Below are 17,718 nucleotides of genomic sequence, written 5' to 3' on the forward strand. Positions count from 1 at the left end.
AATGGCCGAACGTACTAAAAAAATAAAATTACTGCGAAAGACCTCTAAAACATTTCTTTGGATCAGTCTTGTTTTAATGGTGTTCAGCACTATCGGGCTTTACTTTTATGTTCGGAATCTTTTACAGGATGAGGTAGAAGAAGAACTTCGTTCTACCGAAGCGAGAATTGAAAGTTCGATATCTGAAAACAGTATTATTTACCAACTTCCTCCTATGGTTGAAGTTGAATCGGTCCCAAACTTAGGGTTTGAACATTTAAAGGATACCTTAATTTTTGACCCATCACAAGATGAAATAGAAGAGTTTCGAGAATTAATTACCTATTCTAAAATTAACGACCAAAATTACCGCATAACGGTTCGTGCTCTTATTGTAGAATCGGAAGATATTTTGATAGCCGTCGTTATTTCCTATCTCATTGTCATTTTATTTGTGTTCATTTTCCTTTTCTATTTCAATAAATCAAGAACTCAAAAATTATGGAATCCGTTTTTTAAGAATTTGGAGCAGATGAAGCTTTTTTCGCTGACTTCTGAAACTCCGATTTCATTAATGGATAGTGATATTTTAGAATTTTCTGAACTCAATACAGAAATAACCACGTTGACCGACAAAGTTCGGTCAGACTATAAAAATCTGAAACAATTTACAGAAGATGTTTCCCATGAACTTCAAACCCCTTTAGCGATAATTCAAGCTAAGGTAGATACCATTATAAATGGCGAGGCCCTTAATGATATACAATTTGAACAATTATCTTCGATTCAAAAAGATATTCAACGCCTGAAACAATTAAACAAAAAACTAGGTCTTATTTCCAAAATTGAAAATGACCAATTCACCAATATAAGTCCGTGTAACGTAACCCATATTCTAAAAGATAGAATTGAAAATCTATCTGAACTTTATCCATCAGAAATACTATTAGAAAGCAATGAAGATGTTGTTCTTTTAATGGATGCCCATCTTGCAGAGGTTCTTTGCAACAACTTACTTTCAAACGCCATAAAATACAGCTTGCCCAATACGCCAATAGTAATAGTTCTAGAAAAAGATTCACTCTCTGTTCGGAACAAAGGCATACGCGCCATATTAAAACCAGATCAATTGTTTCAACGATTTTACAAGGAGTCAGATGAAGTAAAGTCTACCGGGCTAGGCTTAGCTATTGTAAAAAAGATATGTGATTTATATGGCTTTCAACCTTCCTATAGGTTTACCAATAACGAACATCATTTTACCATTTCCTTACCAAAACAATAATATTCTTAAAACTATCTTTAGATTCTTACCCTATAATTGTTCTCAAAAGTTGATTTTATGCACAAGTTTTTAATTGTTTTACTATTTTTTTTCTCCCTTACCACTACATTTTCTCAAAGTTCAGTAAATGTTACCGGCCAATTACGTGAAGCAAATACCCTAGAAAATTTAGCTTTCGCTAATGTTACCGTCCAAAACTCTACCGATAATTCTATGGTAACCGGTGCGATAACCGATGACAATGGACGTTTTGAAATTTTAGGCCTGCCCACAGGAAAATACACCTTACTATTTTCATTTATAGGATATGAAACGGTAGAAAAACCGCTTATCGCTGGCGGATTAAACAGTGTCTTCGACCTAGGACAAATAGCATTACAGCCAAGTGCAGAACAATTGAATGAAGTACAGGTAGTTGGGCAAGAAGCTACTACCAATAGCGACCTCAATAAAAAATCATTCAATCTGGATAATACTATTGCCCAAGCAGGTGGTTCTGTACTAGATGCGATGAAAACGATGCCTGGGGTTACGTTTGACCAAGATGGAAAAGTAGTTTTACGTGGTAGTGATAAAGTGGTCGTACTTATTGATGGTAAACAAAGTAGCTTAACCGGTTTTGGCAATCAAAAAGGTTTGGCTAACATCCCAGCTTCCAACATTGAAAAAATAGAGATTATCAATAATCCATCTGCAAAATATGATGCTAACGGTTTTGCCGGAATCGTCAATATTATCTACAAAAAAGAAACTCAGAAAGGTTTAAATGGTGATGTAGGCCTTTCTTTCGGACTTGGTGCATTGGGTAAAAGAAGACCAGACACCCCTACTGATTTAGGTAGTTTTTCAGTTAATCCCAAACTAATTCCTAGTCTTAATCTTAATTATAGAAAAGGGAAACTCAATTACTTTCTACAGTCAGAATTCATAGTTCAAGAGGCGTTGCCGAACAATGAATTTACGACTAGAAATTATGACGATGGTCGTAATATTGTTTCCCAAGTACCAGAAAATAGAAAGCAATTTCGTTCTATCATCAATGGCGGAATAGACTATAATCTAGATGACAACAATAGCTTTACGTTATCTGGCTTATATGACCGCGAACGACATATCGATACTTCTCAAGTAGCGTTTATCGATTTGAATACCAATACTAGAAACCGATTTTATACTTGGGAAGAAGAAGAGGTTACCCGTTACATCAATGCTGCAGTCAGCTATCTACATTCATTTGAACAACCCGGCCATACCTTTAGTGCCAATGCCCAATATACCCAAGGTCTAGAGGACGAAACCTATTCATTAAACGATAGTTCGGTAGTTCGTGTGGGGAGAGACAAAACCAATATTAGAGCAATTGAAAATACCACTAGTATATCTTCAGATTATGTAAAACCTCTGAGTAATGGTAGGCTAGAACTTGGCGCGAAACTTCGTATTCGAAGACTACCTGTAGATTACACGATTACCCCAGGCAATGAATCTATTATTTATCCAGGACTTGGTTCATTTTCCGATTGGGGAGAAAATTTATATGCGGGTTATGTCAATTACCTTCTAGAGAAAGAATTCTATGATATTGAAGCAGGATTAAGAGCTGAACAGACCGATGTTTTTTATGATTTAGACCCTGCGAACACCTACTACCCAAACAATGATAAGTACGACTATTTCGAACTTTTCCCTAGTGCTCGTTTTACCTATAAGCTAAATGAGCATAATAAAATATCAGCATTTTACAATCGACGAATCGATAGACCTGGTGAACCAGAATTACGGGTGTTTCCTAAATACGATGACCCAGAACTCCTAAAAGTAGGCAACCCTTATTTACGCCCTCAATTTACTGATGCTTTTGAAGTGGCCCATAAATATTCTTGGAATTCTGGCTCCTTATTTTCAGCTGTGTATCACCGAATTATACAGGATCAGTACATGCGTATTTTCAGTATCGATGATTCGAACCCAAATTACGATATCGTGAATCGTATTTACCAAAATACGGGCAGGGCCACCAACACAGGGTTGGAGTTGTTAGCTAGTCAAGATATTACTCAAAACTGGAGTTTATCGAGTACGGTAAACTGGTACTCAAATGCTATTGACCAATATGAAGGTGCCGTGCTTTTCCCTTTTGTACGACCTTTTACTATTGAAGCTTCTACCGCAAATGCATGGAATGCCAAATTTACCTCAGAACTAAGTTTACCTAAGGAATTTACTTTTCAATTGACTGGTGTTTATTATTCAGATAAAAACATTCCTCAAGGAAAAGAATTGGCACGTTCTTCTGTAGACCTTGGTATCAAGAAAAATCTATGGAACAAAAAAGCTGAGCTTACGTTCTCGGCTACCGATATATTCAACCGTTTTGGCATACGCCAAGAAGTTCGAAACGAAGGTTTTACCGCAACCTATCAAAATTATTTTGAGACCCAATTATTGCGTTTAGGTTTTAAGTATAAAATTTAACCTCTTCATCATGAAAACACTTAATAAAGTTGCCCAGATTACCTTGCTTTTCTGGTTAATGAAAATTGTTGCAACTACTTTGGGGGAGACCTTAGGTGATTTCATAGCACAGACATTAGATTTAGGCTACACCCTGGGTCTACTCATCACTTTTGCTTTTTTTGGTATTGTTTTAGTAATTCAATTGACCCGCAAAAAATACGTGCCGATTTGGTTTTGGCTTGTTATTATAGCCACAACAACCTTGGGCACCGAGATATCCGACTTTATAGACCGTAGCTTACATCTTGGGTATACCAAGGGCAGTATTGTTTTATTTATCGGTCTTCTCATATTACTTTATCTGTGGTACAAAAAATACAATACTCTAGAAGTTTATCCCATAGCCGAAAGAAGTAAAGAAACTTATTATTGGATTGCTATATTATTCTCAAATAGCTTAGGAACCGCTTTTGGGGATTATCTAAGTGATGTGATTGGCTTGAGTTATTTAAATGGTGCTTTGGTTACTGCCGGTATTATTATACTCATAATAGTACTGCATTATTTCACAACAATCAATCAGGTTTTACTATTCTGGATTGCCTTTATTTTTACAAGACCTTTCGGTGCAACCTTCGGTGATTTTTTGACCAAACCGCTAGAAAAAGGAGGTCTCGATTTAGGAACGCTGCCAGCGTCAATCGTTTCTATAATCATAATGGGTATCTTAATTTTTATCTCGAACAAGAACTTGAAAAAAACTCACCCATTAAAGTAAACTTTAACTTCTCTTTAGAATCGTACTATATATTTAGGGTCAAATTACCCTAATTACATTTTATATGTGGACTCTTCTGTTTCCAAAACGCTTTTCACTTCTTAAGGCTTTTGTGCTTCTATTTATTTGTATTTCCTTTTTAGAACGATTTACCTTTTTCATTTGGAATTTTTCTGAGGTAGATGCCCATATCGGTACTATGACCCGAACGTTCATTACTGGACTATTTTTTGATATAGGAACACTTTCCCTATTCTTAATGCCCTTCTTGGTTTATCTACTAATTTTTCCCAAGAAATGGTATGGCTCTTTGGTCGATAAAATTAGCACCTGGTTTGGTTTTTTCTTCGCCGTACTTATCATCTATTTCTCCTTTTTTGGGGAGTTCACCTTTTGGGACGAATTTCAGCGACGCTTCAATTTTATTGCGGTAGATTATTTAATATATACCTATGAAGTGGTCAAAAATATAAATGAGTCTTATCCGCTTCCATTACTTTTAGGCTCCTTACTTAGTTTAGTTGCGGTTACTCTTTTTGTAGTATATAAAAAAAAGGTTTTTCAGAAGACATTTCAAAATGATACTACGTTTAAAGAACGATTATCAGCTACCCTACCGTGGATAGCTGTATGCCTTGTATTCGGATTTTTCATTAATAATGACCAGGCAGAATGGTCGAAGAACAGATATAACAATGAACTTTCTAAAGCAGGTATCTATTCCTTTTTTGCCGCATTCCGTAACAATGAACTCGCCTATTCTGAATTTTACAACACTATACTTCAAAAAGATGCTTTTACTGCTGTTAAAAAGCAATACGTACCCTATGGAGATACCTTCGTTGATGCAACCAAGAATGAGATCTACAGAACAATTCATTCGACCGATACTACAGGAACGGTACAAAAACCCAACGTAATTTTCATCTGTATAGAAAGTTTGAGCGGTAAATATTTGAACAGTTTAGGAAGTGATCAGAACATAACACCGGTATTAGATACTCTTGCAAACCAAAGCCTTTTTTTTACCAATTTGTACGCCACAGGCACCCGTACCGTTAGAGGTATGGAGGCCATTACATTATCCATACCGCCTACCCCAGGCCGTAGTATTGTTAAAAGAAAAAATAACACTGGCCTTTTTACTATTGGCGAAGTTTTCAAAGAACAAGGCTATGACCGTAATTTCTTTTATGGTGGTGACGGTTATTTTGACAACATGAATACGTTCTTTGGAGGCAACGAATTTAATATCGTAGATCGTGGTCGTGGCTTTTTATTGGATGCGGACAACATGGCAAAACGAACGAATATTGAAGATGATGAGGTTACTTTTGAAAATGCTTGGGGCGTATGCGATGAAGATATTTATAACAAAGTGCTTAAAGAATCAGATTTGGCTTACCAAAGCGGCAAGCCCTTTTTCGATTTTGTCATGACCACTTCTAATCATAAGCCTTATACCTATCCTGAAGGGAAAATAGATATTCCTTCGGGTACAGGAAGAAATGGTGCAGTGAAATATACGGATTATGCAATCGGTGCGTTTTTAGAACAAGCAAAGACCAAACCTTGGTTTAGTAACACCGTATTCGTTATTATGAGTGATCATTGTGCAAGTAGTGCCGGTAAATGGGAGTTAGATGTGGCCAACTACCACATTCCTGCCCTTATTTATAACTTACCAAATATAAAGCCCGCTAAAAACAATACCCTTTGTTCTCAGATAGATGTGTTCCCTACTCTTTTCTCTACCTTGGGTTGGGAGTATAATAGTAACCTTTTTGGCATGGATATCCTTAAAATGGGTCCAAAATATGAACGTGCCCTTATTGGTAATTATAGAAAATTAGGCTATTTGAAAGACGGAAAAGTATTAGTTTTAGGTGATGAGGAAACGGTTAATTTTTACCAATGGAATGTTTTGGACAATAGTCTACAAAAGACACCTATGAATGCATCATTTAAAAATATCGCCATCTCCAATTATCAAGTAGCAGACGAACTTTACCATAATGGGGGGCTCCAATTGAAATCACTTAAGCAATGATTCGCATACATTTTATAGTAAACCCAATTGCAGGCAATGGCCATGCGCCATTGACCACAGATGAGTTACAGCCTTTTTTTATAAGTGGTGTTCATGATTTGACCCTTAAGGTTTCTGAATATAAAGCGCATGCTACGCTATTGACCCAAGAGTCCATATTAGAAAAAGCAGATATCATAGTTGCCTGTGGTGGTGATGGCACCATAAATGAAGTCGCCACCTGTTTGATCGGCACCAATATTGCCTTGGGTATTCTTCCCATGGGTTCTGGCAACGGATTGGCATCTAACCTTAAAATTCCGAAGAAAAGGCGGAAAGCATTAGAGATTATTAGGAATAAACATATAGAGCATATTGATGTTGGACGTATCAACGGCCGCTATTTTTTTAGCAATACAGGCGTAGGTTTCGATGCCCGTTTAATAAAGCATTATGAATCTTCTGAAAAAAGAACGCTCTTAGGCTATATTAGCGCCTGTGCCACCACCTTTAGAGACATTAAAAAGAATGAGCCATTATCTATTGGTATCGATGGGGAAACCCCAATGATCAACCCATTTATCGTCTTGATTTCAAATTCAAATGAAATGGGTTATAAATTAAGTTTAACACCAAAAGCTTCCCTTCAAGATGGTAAGTTAGATGTGTTGGTCATAAAAAAAATTAATCGATTAAAAATGTTATGGTTGGGTATTTTAATCCTGATTAGAAGAGTACATTGGTTAAAAGAGTCGAAAAGCTTTCAAGCCACAAATGTGCACCTTCAACGTAATCATTCCGATTTTTTCGACACTCAAGTAGATGGTGAACATAACCGAATAGATACCAACCAGCTCGACATTTCTATATTAGAAAAATCATTGTGTGTCCTTACCGCAAAATAATTGACGCAATACGACTGTAATAGGCACAACTTTAAATTCTCTTAAGAATCGCATTGTATTTTTTTCAAAATTTAAATACAAGACCCCATGCTTTCTACTTTCGAGCCTAAAATTCTATGTAGTAAAATTGTAATCCTTTTCATAATTGCAACTACTACAATTAGTTACGGTCAAAATAAAACCATACAAACCTCTGGTGATGTTTTACTGTTCGCCATGCCTGTAACTGCACTTACAGGTAGCCTTATTGCGGGCGATTACAACGGTACATGGCAATTTGCCAAAGGTTTTGCCCTTAACCAAGCGGTGACTATCGGCCTTAAATACGCAACGAACAAAAGCAGACCCTATAATAATGGAGATAGGGCTTTCCCCTCTGGGCATACCTCAACTACGTTTCAAAGTGCTGCTTTTATTCAGAAAAGATATGGGTGGAGCTATGGGTTACCCGCTTATATTCTCGCAGGCTATACCGGGTATAGTCGTATAGAAGCACAAAAACATGATGGCTGGGATGTGCTGGCGGGTGCCGTTTTGGGCATTGGTAGTGCCTATATTTTTACTACTCCCTACCAAAGAGAACATATGCAGCTAAGTTTTGCCAATGACGCAGATAGTTATTCACTCGGTTTTGTCTATAAATTTTAAATCTCATTTCTTCATATTAAGATATAGGTTTCGATACTTTTGCATTAGCTTTTTAAGGCTATCAATATGTCAGAATCGCAGTTAAAAAATTCTAAAAAGACTACCAACTTTCTATTGATTGTCGGTATTATTTTTATAGCCCTAAATCTACGTCCCGCATTGGCAAGTGTAGGTCCGTTAATTGAAGAAATTCGAGAAAGTACAGGACTATCGAATACACTTTTGGGCTTATTGACGACACTGCCACTTATTGCCTTCGGAGTGGTTTCTACCCTAACTCCTTTATTCACTAAACGTTTTGGTATTGGAGGTACTTTATTGGGCGCCATGATTTTGTTGACGATCGGTATTGCCCTGCGCTATTTTCAATGGATACCTGCTCTTTATTTAGGTACTTTTTTATTAGGTATTGCAATTGCCTTGGGGAACGTATTGTTGCCAAGTTTAACCAAGCGAAATTTCAGTGAAAATTCTGGGTTTATCACCAGTATGTACTCTAGTCTTATGTCGGTAGGCGCCGCTTTGGCTGCAGGTTTAAGTGTTCCCCTATCGGATAATCTTAATTTGGGTTGGCGTGGTTCATTAGTCGTTTGGGGCCTACTTTCATGTATTGCCATTTTTTTTTGGATGCCGCAAGTGGGCAAATTGAAAAAAAACACCAACAATAGAAGTTTTGCCGTTGCCATGAAAAAAATGGTGAATTCTAAATTGGCTTGGAAAATAGCCTTGTTTATGGGGCTACAGTCAATGGTATTCTATACAATTTTGGCATGGCTACCTGTCATTCTACAAAGTAGAGGTTATGATGCGGCCTTTGCCGGATGGATGCTTTCCTTATCACAAGCAACGGGAATTATCGGATCTTTAGTCATACCCTATTTAGCCGGAAAGCAAAAAAACCAACGTGGTATCGTCGTCGTTTTAGTCTTACTTGAACTCGTTAGTTTAACCGGACTCTTATTTCCTCAATTTGGTTTAGTCGCTTTATGGGTTTCGATTCTAGGAATTGCTTTAGGCGGTACATTTGGCCTTGCGCTATTATTCTTGGTATTACGTTCACATGATACGGAAAGCGCAACAGAATTATCAGGTATGGCGCAATCTATCGGCTATTTAGTAGCTGCCACTGGACCCATGTTGTTTGGTGGTATTTTCGACTTAACAGGCAATTGGGACTATGCGATTATGGTACTTTTTGTTATTGCTTTCATTAAACTATATATGGGTTTAGGCGCAGGAAAAGCAGAAAAGGTTTGATGTAGTAATTCTACAACAAACCTTTCTTAGTATGTATACTTGAAATTTGTGGAGAACCTTATCTATCTAAACTAGCATGGTCCATATCATGGCTACAACTGTAGTGTGCATTATCGGCAGCATAGGCTGAAGCCTCGGCAGAATTCCGTACCGCTCTAAGTATACGTTGTGCCTTTCTCATGTGAAACTGTAAATTACCAAGGTTTTTAGATCTTGATGCGCTCTTTACATTTTCAAAAGCTTCGCTTGCAAAATCACGTGCATCGATGGCGTTTCTTTCTGCATCAATCGTATAGCTCATAGCTTCCTCTAATCCGCAGTTTTCTGAATCGTATTGTGCCTCAGAGGCAAGTATTACAGCTTCATCGGCTGCAGTAACCGCTTGTCCCATAAGAAGCATTACGGTTTTAGTATTTGTACGCGCTGTACTCAATCGTGCATCATAGGAAGCCGTTTCAGCTGCAGTACTTAATGAATCGGTCAATTGACTCACCTGTAACATATACTTCTGCACATCGGTAATCTCACTTTTAAACACCTCACATTGGGCTTGTGTATAATAGGAAGTAAAAAATAATACGGTAACTTTTAAGTAGGCTTTAATCTTAATCATTCTTTGGGGTTTTTTTAATCTCTCTTAAAACTGTTTATACTTTTACTTTCGTTTACATAACGGTTGAACTGCTATTTAATTAGGTAAACGAACACTCCAACCTAATAGCTGCTAAATTATTCATCCAACCATATATTTTATATGTATGAATCCCCTTACAAACGCTTGAACATAGCCTCCTATTGCCTTTAATAAGGAATTAATAAAATTTTTATTTTATAGAACACTGTGGTTTTTTCTAGTTTGCGTTTAAAAGAACGATGTTCTATCGCTATTAACGAAAATAGTAGAATAAAGCACTGCGGCTAATGCGTATCGTTTCAATATCTTTATCCAATGAACCGAATAGTCTATGGCCCACGAACAAAACATGCTTGATATCCTCCAAGAATTCAACCTCAACGGAAACGACTTTCAGTGCGTGCCCTTAATTGTGGGACTCATTAATGATACCTTTTTGGTTACCAATGCCGAAGGTGAGCAATTCATCCTTCAGAAAATCAATCGGAATGTGTTTAAAAACGCAGGTGTTTTGATGAATAATATTGGCCATGCGCTTCCCTTTTTAACTGCAGAGGTTTATGCGCAAATAACTTTTGTGCAAACCAGGACCGGAAAGAACTACCTAGTGAAAAATGATGATTTCTGGAGGTTGATGACTTACATTCCTGATAGCACTACGTATAACACAACCACGAATACCGGTACAGCTTTTGAAGCGGGACGAATTATTGGCGAATTTCACAGACTACTGAAAGATGCTGATGTCGACCTGTTCGAAGATACCCTTGCTAAATTTCACAACCTTGAACATAGGGCTCATGAATTCGAAGAAGCACTAGCAACTTCTGAAGTACAAAAGCGTAAAATTGCCGCAGAGGCCATTACAAAAGCACATCATTTTTTAAAGGAATTACAGCATTTAAATAATGAAAAGCTACCTGTGCGTATCTGTCATAATGATACCAAATTGAATAATATATTGTTCTCCAAATCAACCGAAAAAGCACTTTGTTTAATTGACTTGGACACCATCATGAAAGGCTATTTCTATTATGATTTTGGTGATGCGATTAGAACCGTTGTCAATGTTGCCCCTGAAGATGAGCAAAATCATGACCTCATTACTTTTAACAATGAATTGTTTGAAGCTTTTGTTGACGGACTAGCCACTAATGATTCTTTTTTAACGGAAGAAGAAAAGCAAAGTTTACCCCTTGGCGCCGTATTTATGCCTTTTATTCATGGTTTACGGGCTCTAACGGATTATTTGAATAATAATAGGTACTACAAAGTCTCTTACGAAAATCAAAACCTCGATAGGTGCTTAAGCCTCTTTAATTTTGCTGAAAAGGCATTACAGAAAAAGGTTTTAATGGCTGCCTGTATTCAAGAAAGGCTTAAGTAATCTTCCTATTTTGAGAGCAAGCCATCTAAAAGTGTTCTTACCTTTTTGCTGTTCCAATCTGCGGCACCAGTTTCTTTGATGATAATATTACCTTTAGCATCAATAATGTAGTTGGTAGGAATACTATTTTCTTGTAGTATTTCTGGAGCTTGCATTTGCGGAATATACACTGGTACATCATAGCCTTTTTTGGTGATGAATCGCTGTACTTTAGTGGTTTCTTCTTGGGTTAATAACACAAACTCAACGTTGTCTCCGTAATCGGTATACAATGCTTGAATTCCCGGTAACTCTGCAATACAAGGCGGACACCATGTTGCCCAATAGCTTAAAAACGTAACCTTCCCTTTGCCAATAGCAATATGTTTTATTGTGCCATTCAACTCTTGTACTACATATTCAAAAGGAACTACCTGTTCTTGGTCTTCTTCATCCTCAACACTAGGTGACCATACGGCAACTTTTAGCTTATTGAGCGCTACCTGAATGGGAGTTCTCGTTTGTGGTATCAGTAGCAAGGCGATGAACACTACAAAAATGATATCGCTGATTTTGAACTTTCGTTTTTTCATGAGATGTAAAGGTTAGAGATGTATAAGTACCTTAATTTGGGTAATTCCGTTTTATACATCCTTTATTTGACCCTTTTAGTTTCTTTGAGGTAACCATTTAGAATTACACCGAACAAAGCAAGCCAAATTAAACGATAGGTCCAAATATCCAGTTCAAACCCGAACATATGGCCTGTGTCTCCATTTTTAAAAAAACTAGATACAATGGTTATTATGGCGATTACCATCCCGATAATCGATATTGTTTTTCTCATAATTAATTATTTTCTTGAATCTAGTCCTTTTTTAAGGGTTTTCATGTTCTTTACGTTCAAAGGTATGATAGCCGATAACGCTAAAGGAACCGCAAGTAAAGGAGTTAACCCATCTTGTATCGACATTTAGATAAAAAATAGCAACACGCCTGTCAACCCTATTGCTAGCAGCCATACTATGGTTTTTACTGCCGTATGCCTTTTAAGCAGCTCTTCTGTACTAAGTTTTGATAATGCTTCTTGATTCATTATAGTCTCTGTTTTTTAAATCCTTTTCTTAAAAAGAATGTTACCAATTACGCCTCGTCCTCTTCCTTAGACTTGTTGTATTTGGTAAACTCCACCTTTTTATCTTCTAGAATCTTATAAAACCTTCGGTGCGATATTTTTAAATTTTTGGTTATTTCAGCGACCTTTTTCTTTTTCTTCTTATACAGTTGTATCTCCGCCGTTACAGCCTTATTAAAATAGTGCTTATTAAGCGCTTCAATAACCTCTAGTGCAGGTTTATTGGTACTACTTACGTATTGGTCTATTTCTGCCTTTATATCTTGTAAGCCTTTCATGTTATTGATGAGTTTATATCGATTTTCAATCTGTGTTTAATTAGAATCTGAACCTTAGTTTTTTGATTTGTACTGAACTACAATTTCAGGATTCAATCTAGTCATTTGTGCTATAAAGCCTAATTTATCCTTTGGCGAAATTAAAATACTGCCATGTTCGTCATAAACAATTTCAAGTCTATCTAGTGATACAGCAGGTGCACTCAAAGGGGTATTGGTTTCAGAAATTTTCTTAACCCTTTTAATATCGATTTTCTTATTGATTAAAAAGCTCGATTTAATATATAATGAATCACCATCTATTACATAATACGTAGTTAAGAACAAATGCCCTATAAAAATGAATAGCAGCAGGTTAATGATTAGTCCAACCCAAATAGGTGGTGATATCATCGGTATCGTACTACCGACCAATACGGCTGCTATGAAAATAACAAGTCCGATACCAATTTTTGATGGATATTTTTTCATCCTTTATGTAGTGCTTGTTCTACGAAACTATGCTAATCGCGAATACCGTTCAACCCCCTTAAAATACGAATTTTGTTTTTCTAATGTGGTAAAAGTTGCTGTATGAATTATTGGCAGACTATATAGTACCTTTTCGATATAATTTCTTCGTGCGCGAACAAACTTAGGGTAGCAGGTAAATTCTATATGTTCTTGGCTACCCTAATACTGGTACTAGCTTATACTTGCAGCATACTTACTGATAAGGTGTTCGTACTTATCAATATCGTCTAAGGAGTGATTACCGTAATCTTTGACCACATTAAACTTTATGTTGTTGTTTGCCAAGAAAGTGGCCACTCGTTCAAGTTCTTCGGGGGAACCTTTTATTTCAATCTTTGCCATTATTTACTATTACTTTTTATTTTGGGTTTTGTACTATAATTCTTTCAAACTATTTTTTAAACGTTTAATTGTAGAACCGCGCACAAACTTTATAACAAATACTCCTTTTTTCCACTTTTAAAATATGCAGATTCCTTACGATTCATTGGGGTCTTTATAGACTAGAGTCCCTATCGATTTTGCAGGCATTTCTACAAAAACAGCCGTTTCACCTAGTTGTATTTCTATAGTCTTGGTTGTCGCTTCTTTATTCTGAAGGATGGTAACCAATGCTCCATCGGGAGTTTTAAAAGCGACATTAGGCAGATTCTCCAATGCAGTGGACGCCATACGAACAGACCCAGGGGGCACAAACTTAGACGCTTGTGCAATGATGTAATAGGAAGGATTTCGAATTACGGAATCTCCCGTTATGGTCAATGCCCCCAAGCAACGGTCGCAACCACCACGGTCGGTATGCGGGTTCTGATGTTCATCGGCCGCTACATTCCATTCCAACACGGTTTTGCTCCAGTTTCTGGTAGCCCCAATAATCAAGGTTTCGTTGTGCCAAGCGACATCTCCGGCAAAATCTCCGGGAGCCCCTACCCACTGCTCGGTAAAATAGAGGTTTTTAGTGGGGTGTGCCTCATGAACTTCAGACAAGGCCTCAATTTCACCTCCATACATATGAAAGGCCGAACCATCTATATATTGGGCCGCATCGGCATCATTTAAGATAGAAATCGGATAATCTGGTCGGTCTGCATTGTGATCGTAAATGATGATTTTTGTTTCAATACCTAAGCTTTTGAAGGTAGGCCCCAACTCATTTTTTATAAAATCGGCCTGTTGGTCGGCCAACATCAATAGACTTGGGTTGTTACCTGGGTGCAAGGGTTCGTTTTGTATGGTGAGGGCATCTATCGTAATGCCTTGCTTTGCCATTTCTTGTATGTATTTGGCCAAATAGTTCGCATACACCGCCTGATATTCGGGCAATAAACTACCGCCACGGGTGTCTTTGTTGTCTTTCATCCACGAAGGGGGAGACCACGGCGAACCCATGAGTTTTAGTTTTGGGGATATTTCTAAAATTTCCTTCAATACCGGTATCAGATACAAGGTATCATAGGCCAAGGAAAATTGTGCAAGTTCTACATCAGTAGCGCCATTGGGCAAATCTTTGTACGACCAAGGGTATTCATCTAAATCGGAACCGCCCACACTTAAACGCAAATAACTTACCCCAATACTGTGGGCACCTGTACCAAATAATTCTTGTAACAAAGCCGTTCTAGCGGGTGCGGACATGTTACTGATATGTAGCGCACTACCCCCCGTAAGGGTGTACCCAAAACCATCCATTTCTTGGTAGGTGGTACTTGGGTCTACTTGTATGGTAACTGCAGGCGTAGTCGTACTATTCGTAGCTACCTCATGCTCTTGTAAAAGTTGTGATTTGTCTAAAGCCGTAATGTATATTTTGACGGATGCGGTAGTGGCATCGGCTTCACTTTTCTCTTTCTCAGCACAGCTGGCCACCAAGGCTAAATACACGACTGCCAAAATTCGCTGTAGGGTACTAAAACGCAGACTCGATTTCATAGGGAACATTTAGATTCCTTAAAAATAATGAACTTATAAATAGTTGCCGTTGCATTGTGGTTGAAAATGGTTTTTTCTTACTTATGGCCAACTCTGTCACTTCGAGTGGGTTTTGCAACCTTTTTCTCTGAAAATAGTATCTTCGAAAGCTATACCTAATATACCATGCCCGAAAACAACACTACCCGATCTTGGCTTACTATTGTAATTGAACTGGTTGAAGTTTTCTTTAACAGCGCCCGCCAAGGCAAAAGAGGAAGAACATGGCACCAACATGTAGTACCCTATAAAAACGCTTGGGCAGTACGGCGCGAAGGCAATAAACGCATTACCTCTAAACATAAACTCCAGACTACGGCTATTAACAAAGCCAAACGACTTGCCCGCAAGTACCAAGCCGATGTCATTATTCATAGAGAAGATGGCACCATACGCGACCGCATAGGCTATGATTAAGTTAGGGAAAGGCGTAACAGGATGGTTTCAACTGGATATTTAGAAGGAATACGAGCGAAACCCACTATCAGGCTTCAACTAATACATCGTTTTCTTTATGTTTACGGTAGGGGTATGCTAAAATTTAGGAAGCTAGCGGCATATCTATCACCGCCTCAATTCTGTTGTAAAGGTCTTCGGGGTCAAAGGGTTTAAAAATAAATCCGTTCATACCACTCTGTTCTATCTTGCTCTTTACTTCTAAGAATACCGAGGCAGATAGCGCTAAAATTGGTAAGGTGGTATTGAATTTTCTTATTTCTATGGAAGAGGTATACCCATCCATTACGGGCATTTGAATATCCATAAGAACAGCACAGTAATCATTTTCTTTGACCATGTTTACCGCCATGAGACCATCAAAGGCGACATCTACCACTAGGTTGGCCCTCTCTAATATCTGCTTGCCTACCATGATATTTATTTTGTTATCTTCTACGAGTAGTATTCTTCTACCTTTTAGATTACGCTCTTTTTTCCCACTATCTTGGTTCAACTTCTCGTTAGAAATAGACTTTACTTCTAAATCAAAGTAAAAACGACTACCCTGTGCTACTTCACTTTCTATGTGTACCGCAGACCCCATGGCTTCTACGATACTTTTTACGATAGGAAGGCCCAATCCCGTACCACCATATAAGCGATTTGTACTAATGGAGGCTTGGGCAAATGGCTGCCATATTTTCTCTTGTTGTTCTTTTGAAATACCAATTCCCGTATCTATAATTTCGGTACGCATACGCACAGTACCATTGCGGTCTTCCTGTTTTGTAATTTTTAGGGTTACGCTTCCTTGTTTCGTAAACTTTATGCCATTAGAGACCAGATTATTTATGACCTGGTTAAACCGGACAATATCCAACCACAACGTTGGAAGTTTTTCGTCGACCTGTAATTTAAACGTAATCCCTTTCCCTAAACAACCTGGCTCATGAATCTTTTTTATCTGCTTTACAGCCGTCATAACATCTGTAGGAATGGGATCAAGGGCTATACCGCTTGTTTCCATCTTGCTATAATCCAATACATTGTTCAGTAAATTCAATAGTATTTTACCCGAGTAGTTGAGGGCTTCTATATTTTCCTCTTGATCTGGTCTAGGATTGGTATCCCCCAAAATATGGGAGAGTCCTATAATAGCATTCATGGGCGTTCGTATCTCATGGCTCATCATGCTTAGAAACTGTGACTTGGCATTGGATGCTTCAATGGCATCTTCCCGTTGATCTTTTATATTGGAATAAAAGCGAGCATTGATCATGGAGAAAAATATCAATTGGTAGGTCACAAGCACCGCAGTAGTGAAAATAGATACGGGATAAATATACGTGTCTGCAAGTGTCGTATCCATCTTTGTGATGGTAAATAAATTAAAATCAGTTACATAGAGAAGAAGCCAAAGTACTATGGATAGCATAGGAAAAAGTGCGACGTAGGGTTTTTCCCGTCTAAATGAGAAAAACACAAAGGGTAATGCCATGGCAAATAGTAATATAAATTCAACACTACCTGCCTTTCCTATAAAAGAAGAAGTTATCGAAACGCTAATATTAAAGGCGACTAGATAAACAAAACGTGCCAGAGTGAGGTTGCCTAACTTTGAGATGATAGCGGAACAGATGAAAAAAGGCATCGTTGCTCCAATGTACAAGCTCAATTCGTGCAAATTCAGACTTCTGGCCAGAAAAAACCATAGTGCCGTAATGCCCGTAGTGAATAGGGAAAGTATAAATACAAGTTTTACCCTACGTTGCGAGAATTCATCCATAGTGTGGATTAATTTAGGTTAAACGGAACTTAATTTGAAATCCTAAATAACTACTTTTTATATGTAAATTCCTACAAAATGTTGTCAATGGAGTTTAATCGTTTGCAAACACACGGATAAGTGAAGTGTACGCACTACGAAACGACTAGCTTTCTGTGTTCCGGGGCTTCAAAACGGTATCCAGTTTTGCTATAAACATTCTGAAAGGGAACCTTGTATCGAGAACTCTTTAGAACATGTATGCTTCTCGATACTTTTTCAA

At 37.7% G+C, this 17,718-nt stretch carries 17 protein-coding genes; 9 read left to right on the forward strand and 8 right to left on the reverse strand.

What is annotated here, in order from left to right:
- Position 1: 1 nt before the first annotated feature.
- From BMY56_RS06785 to BMY56_RS06815, 7 genes are all read left to right on the forward strand, one after another.
- Positions 2 to 1,264, forward strand: a complete 1,263-nt coding sequence (locus BMY56_RS06785; RefSeq protein ID WP_091621674.1) for a sensor histidine kinase — start codon at positions 2 to 4, stop codon at positions 1,262 to 1,264.
- Positions 1,265 to 1,321: 57 nt separating this feature from the next.
- On the forward strand, positions 1,322 to 3,739 hold the full coding sequence (locus BMY56_RS06790; RefSeq protein WP_091621677.1) for a TonB-dependent receptor: 2,418 nt from the start codon (positions 1,322 to 1,324) through the stop codon (positions 3,737 to 3,739).
- A gap of 10 nt (positions 3,740 to 3,749) precedes the next feature.
- Positions 3,750 to 4,499, forward strand: a complete 750-nt coding sequence (locus BMY56_RS06795) for a COG4705 family protein (RefSeq protein WP_091621679.1) — start codon at positions 3,750 to 3,752, stop codon at positions 4,497 to 4,499.
- 64 nt (positions 4,500 to 4,563) lie between these two features.
- Positions 4,564 to 6,549 (forward strand): LTA synthase family protein, encoded by a 1,986-nt coding sequence (locus BMY56_RS06800; protein ID WP_091621681.1) that lies wholly within the window; start codon positions 4,564 to 4,566, stop codon positions 6,547 to 6,549.
- Entirely contained in the window at positions 6,546 to 7,433 is an 888-nt protein-coding gene (locus BMY56_RS06805) for a diacylglycerol/lipid kinase family protein (protein ID WP_091621686.1), read from the forward strand. Before BMY56_RS06800 ends, BMY56_RS06805 begins: the two co-directional genes overlap by 4 nt.
- Before the next feature lie 87 nt (positions 7,434 to 7,520).
- Positions 7,521 to 8,081, forward strand: a complete 561-nt coding sequence (locus BMY56_RS06810) for a phosphatase PAP2 family protein (protein ID WP_091621689.1) — start codon at positions 7,521 to 7,523, stop codon at positions 8,079 to 8,081.
- Positions 8,082 to 8,147: 66 nt separating this feature from the next.
- The gene (locus BMY56_RS06815; RefSeq protein WP_091621692.1) at positions 8,148 to 9,338 is read left to right on the forward strand and encodes a CynX/NimT family MFS transporter; all 1,191 of its coding nucleotides are present in this window, start codon (positions 8,148 to 8,150) and stop codon (positions 9,336 to 9,338) included.
- Positions 9,339 to 9,396: 58 nt separating this feature from the next.
- Here BMY56_RS06815 and BMY56_RS06820 read toward each other — a convergent pair whose 3' ends face one another.
- Positions 9,397 to 9,951, reverse strand: coding sequence for a hypothetical protein (locus BMY56_RS06820; RefSeq protein WP_091621695.1), 555 nt, complete (start codon positions 9,949 to 9,951; stop codon positions 9,397 to 9,399).
- A 352-nt stretch (positions 9,952 to 10,303) separates the two neighbouring features.
- Here BMY56_RS06820 and BMY56_RS06825 point away from each other — a divergent pair, with 352 nt between their 5' ends.
- Complete coding sequence (locus BMY56_RS06825; protein ID WP_091621697.1) at positions 10,304 to 11,359, forward strand: phosphotransferase enzyme family protein; 1,056 nt, start codon at positions 10,304 to 10,306, stop codon at positions 11,357 to 11,359.
- 5 nt (positions 11,360 to 11,364) lie between these two features.
- Here BMY56_RS06825 and BMY56_RS06830 read toward each other — a convergent pair whose 3' ends face one another.
- The 6 genes from BMY56_RS06830 to BMY56_RS06850 form a co-directional block, all read right to left on the reverse strand.
- Positions 11,365 to 11,931: a TlpA family protein disulfide reductase gene (locus BMY56_RS06830; protein ID WP_091621700.1), complete on the reverse strand. Its 567-nt coding sequence runs from the start codon at positions 11,929 to 11,931 to the stop codon at positions 11,365 to 11,367.
- Between the two features lie 62 nt (positions 11,932 to 11,993).
- The gene (locus BMY56_RS06835) at positions 11,994 to 12,185 is read right to left on the reverse strand and encodes a hypothetical protein (RefSeq protein ID WP_091621702.1); all 192 of its coding nucleotides are present in this window, start codon (positions 12,183 to 12,185) and stop codon (positions 11,994 to 11,996) included.
- A 296-nt stretch (positions 12,186 to 12,481) separates the two neighbouring features.
- Positions 12,482 to 12,751 carry a hypothetical protein gene (locus BMY56_RS06840; protein WP_091621705.1) on the reverse strand — a complete coding sequence of 90 codons (270 nt, stop codon included), beginning with the start codon at positions 12,749 to 12,751 and terminating at the stop codon, positions 12,482 to 12,484.
- A 54-nt stretch (positions 12,752 to 12,805) separates the two neighbouring features.
- Positions 12,806 to 13,222: a PH domain-containing protein gene (locus BMY56_RS06845; RefSeq protein ID WP_091621707.1), complete on the reverse strand. Its 417-nt coding sequence runs from the start codon at positions 13,220 to 13,222 to the stop codon at positions 12,806 to 12,808.
- 213 nt (positions 13,223 to 13,435) lie between these two features.
- Positions 13,436 to 13,606, reverse strand: a complete 171-nt coding sequence (locus BMY56_RS18605; protein ID WP_177170931.1) for a hypothetical protein — start codon at positions 13,604 to 13,606, stop codon at positions 13,436 to 13,438.
- A 135-nt stretch (positions 13,607 to 13,741) separates the two neighbouring features.
- Positions 13,742 to 15,193 (reverse strand): glycoside hydrolase family 30 protein, encoded by a 1,452-nt coding sequence (locus BMY56_RS06850; protein ID WP_091621709.1) that lies wholly within the window; start codon positions 15,191 to 15,193, stop codon positions 13,742 to 13,744.
- Between the two features lie 165 nt (positions 15,194 to 15,358).
- On the opposite strand from BMY56_RS06850, the gene BMY56_RS06855 reads away from it, so the two are divergent.
- Positions 15,359 to 15,649 (forward strand): DUF2188 domain-containing protein, encoded by a 291-nt coding sequence (locus BMY56_RS06855; RefSeq protein ID WP_091621712.1) that lies wholly within the window; start codon positions 15,359 to 15,361, stop codon positions 15,647 to 15,649.
- A 124-nt stretch (positions 15,650 to 15,773) separates the two neighbouring features.
- On the opposite strand, the gene BMY56_RS06860 is transcribed toward BMY56_RS06855, so the two are convergent.
- Complete coding sequence (locus tag BMY56_RS06860) at positions 15,774 to 17,456, reverse strand: ATP-binding protein (protein WP_245737161.1); 1,683 nt, start codon at positions 17,454 to 17,456, stop codon at positions 15,774 to 15,776.
- Positions 17,457 to 17,718: the final 262 nt, after the last annotated feature.

The organism is Maribacter orientalis (genome assembly GCF_900109345.1).
GTDB classification, from domain to species: domain Bacteria; phylum Bacteroidota; class Bacteroidia; order Flavobacteriales; family Flavobacteriaceae; genus Maribacter; species Maribacter orientalis.

Bases quoted from the DNA above. Each gene is read 5' to 3' on its own strand.
- BMY56_RS06785 (WP_091621674.1), top strand. From the start codon at position 2: ATGGCCGAACGTACTAAAAAAATAAAATTACTGCGAAAGACCTCTAAA.
- BMY56_RS06790 (WP_091621677.1), top strand. From the start codon at position 1,322: ATGCACAAGTTTTTAATTGTTTTACTATTTTTTTTCTCCCTTACCACT.
- BMY56_RS06795 (WP_091621679.1), top strand. From the start codon at position 3,750: ATGAAAACACTTAATAAAGTTGCCCAGATTACCTTGCTTTTCTGGTTA.
- BMY56_RS06800 (WP_091621681.1), top strand. From the start codon at position 4,564: ATGTGGACTCTTCTGTTTCCAAAACGCTTTTCACTTCTTAAGGCTTTT.
- BMY56_RS06805 (WP_091621686.1), top strand. From the start codon at position 6,546: ATGATTCGCATACATTTTATAGTAAACCCAATTGCAGGCAATGGCCAT.
- BMY56_RS06810 (WP_091621689.1), top strand. From the start codon at position 7,521: ATGCTTTCTACTTTCGAGCCTAAAATTCTATGTAGTAAAATTGTAATC.
- BMY56_RS06815 (WP_091621692.1), top strand. From the start codon at position 8,148: ATGTCAGAATCGCAGTTAAAAAATTCTAAAAAGACTACCAACTTTCTA.
- BMY56_RS06820 (WP_091621695.1), bottom strand. From the start codon at position 9,951: ATGATTAAGATTAAAGCCTACTTAAAAGTTACCGTATTATTTTTTACT.
- BMY56_RS06825 (WP_091621697.1), top strand. From the start codon at position 10,304: ATGGCCCACGAACAAAACATGCTTGATATCCTCCAAGAATTCAACCTC.
- BMY56_RS06830 (WP_091621700.1), bottom strand. From the start codon at position 11,931: ATGAAAAAACGAAAGTTCAAAATCAGCGATATCATTTTTGTAGTGTTC.
- BMY56_RS06835 (WP_091621702.1), bottom strand. From the start codon at position 12,185: ATGAGAAAAACAATATCGATTATCGGGATGGTAATCGCCATAATAACC.
- BMY56_RS06840 (WP_091621705.1), bottom strand. From the start codon at position 12,751: ATGAAAGGCTTACAAGATATAAAGGCAGAAATAGACCAATACGTAAGT.
- BMY56_RS06845 (WP_091621707.1), bottom strand. From the start codon at position 13,222: ATGAAAAAATATCCATCAAAAATTGGTATCGGACTTGTTATTTTCATA.
- BMY56_RS18605 (WP_177170931.1), bottom strand. From the start codon at position 13,606: ATGGCAAAGATTGAAATAAAAGGTTCCCCCGAAGAACTTGAACGAGTG.
- BMY56_RS06850 (WP_091621709.1), bottom strand. From the start codon at position 15,193: ATGAAATCGAGTCTGCGTTTTAGTACCCTACAGCGAATTTTGGCAGTC.
- BMY56_RS06855 (WP_091621712.1), top strand. From the start codon at position 15,359: ATGCCCGAAAACAACACTACCCGATCTTGGCTTACTATTGTAATTGAA.
- BMY56_RS06860 (WP_245737161.1), bottom strand. From the start codon at position 17,456: ATGGATGAATTCTCGCAACGTAGGGTAAAACTTGTATTTATACTTTCC.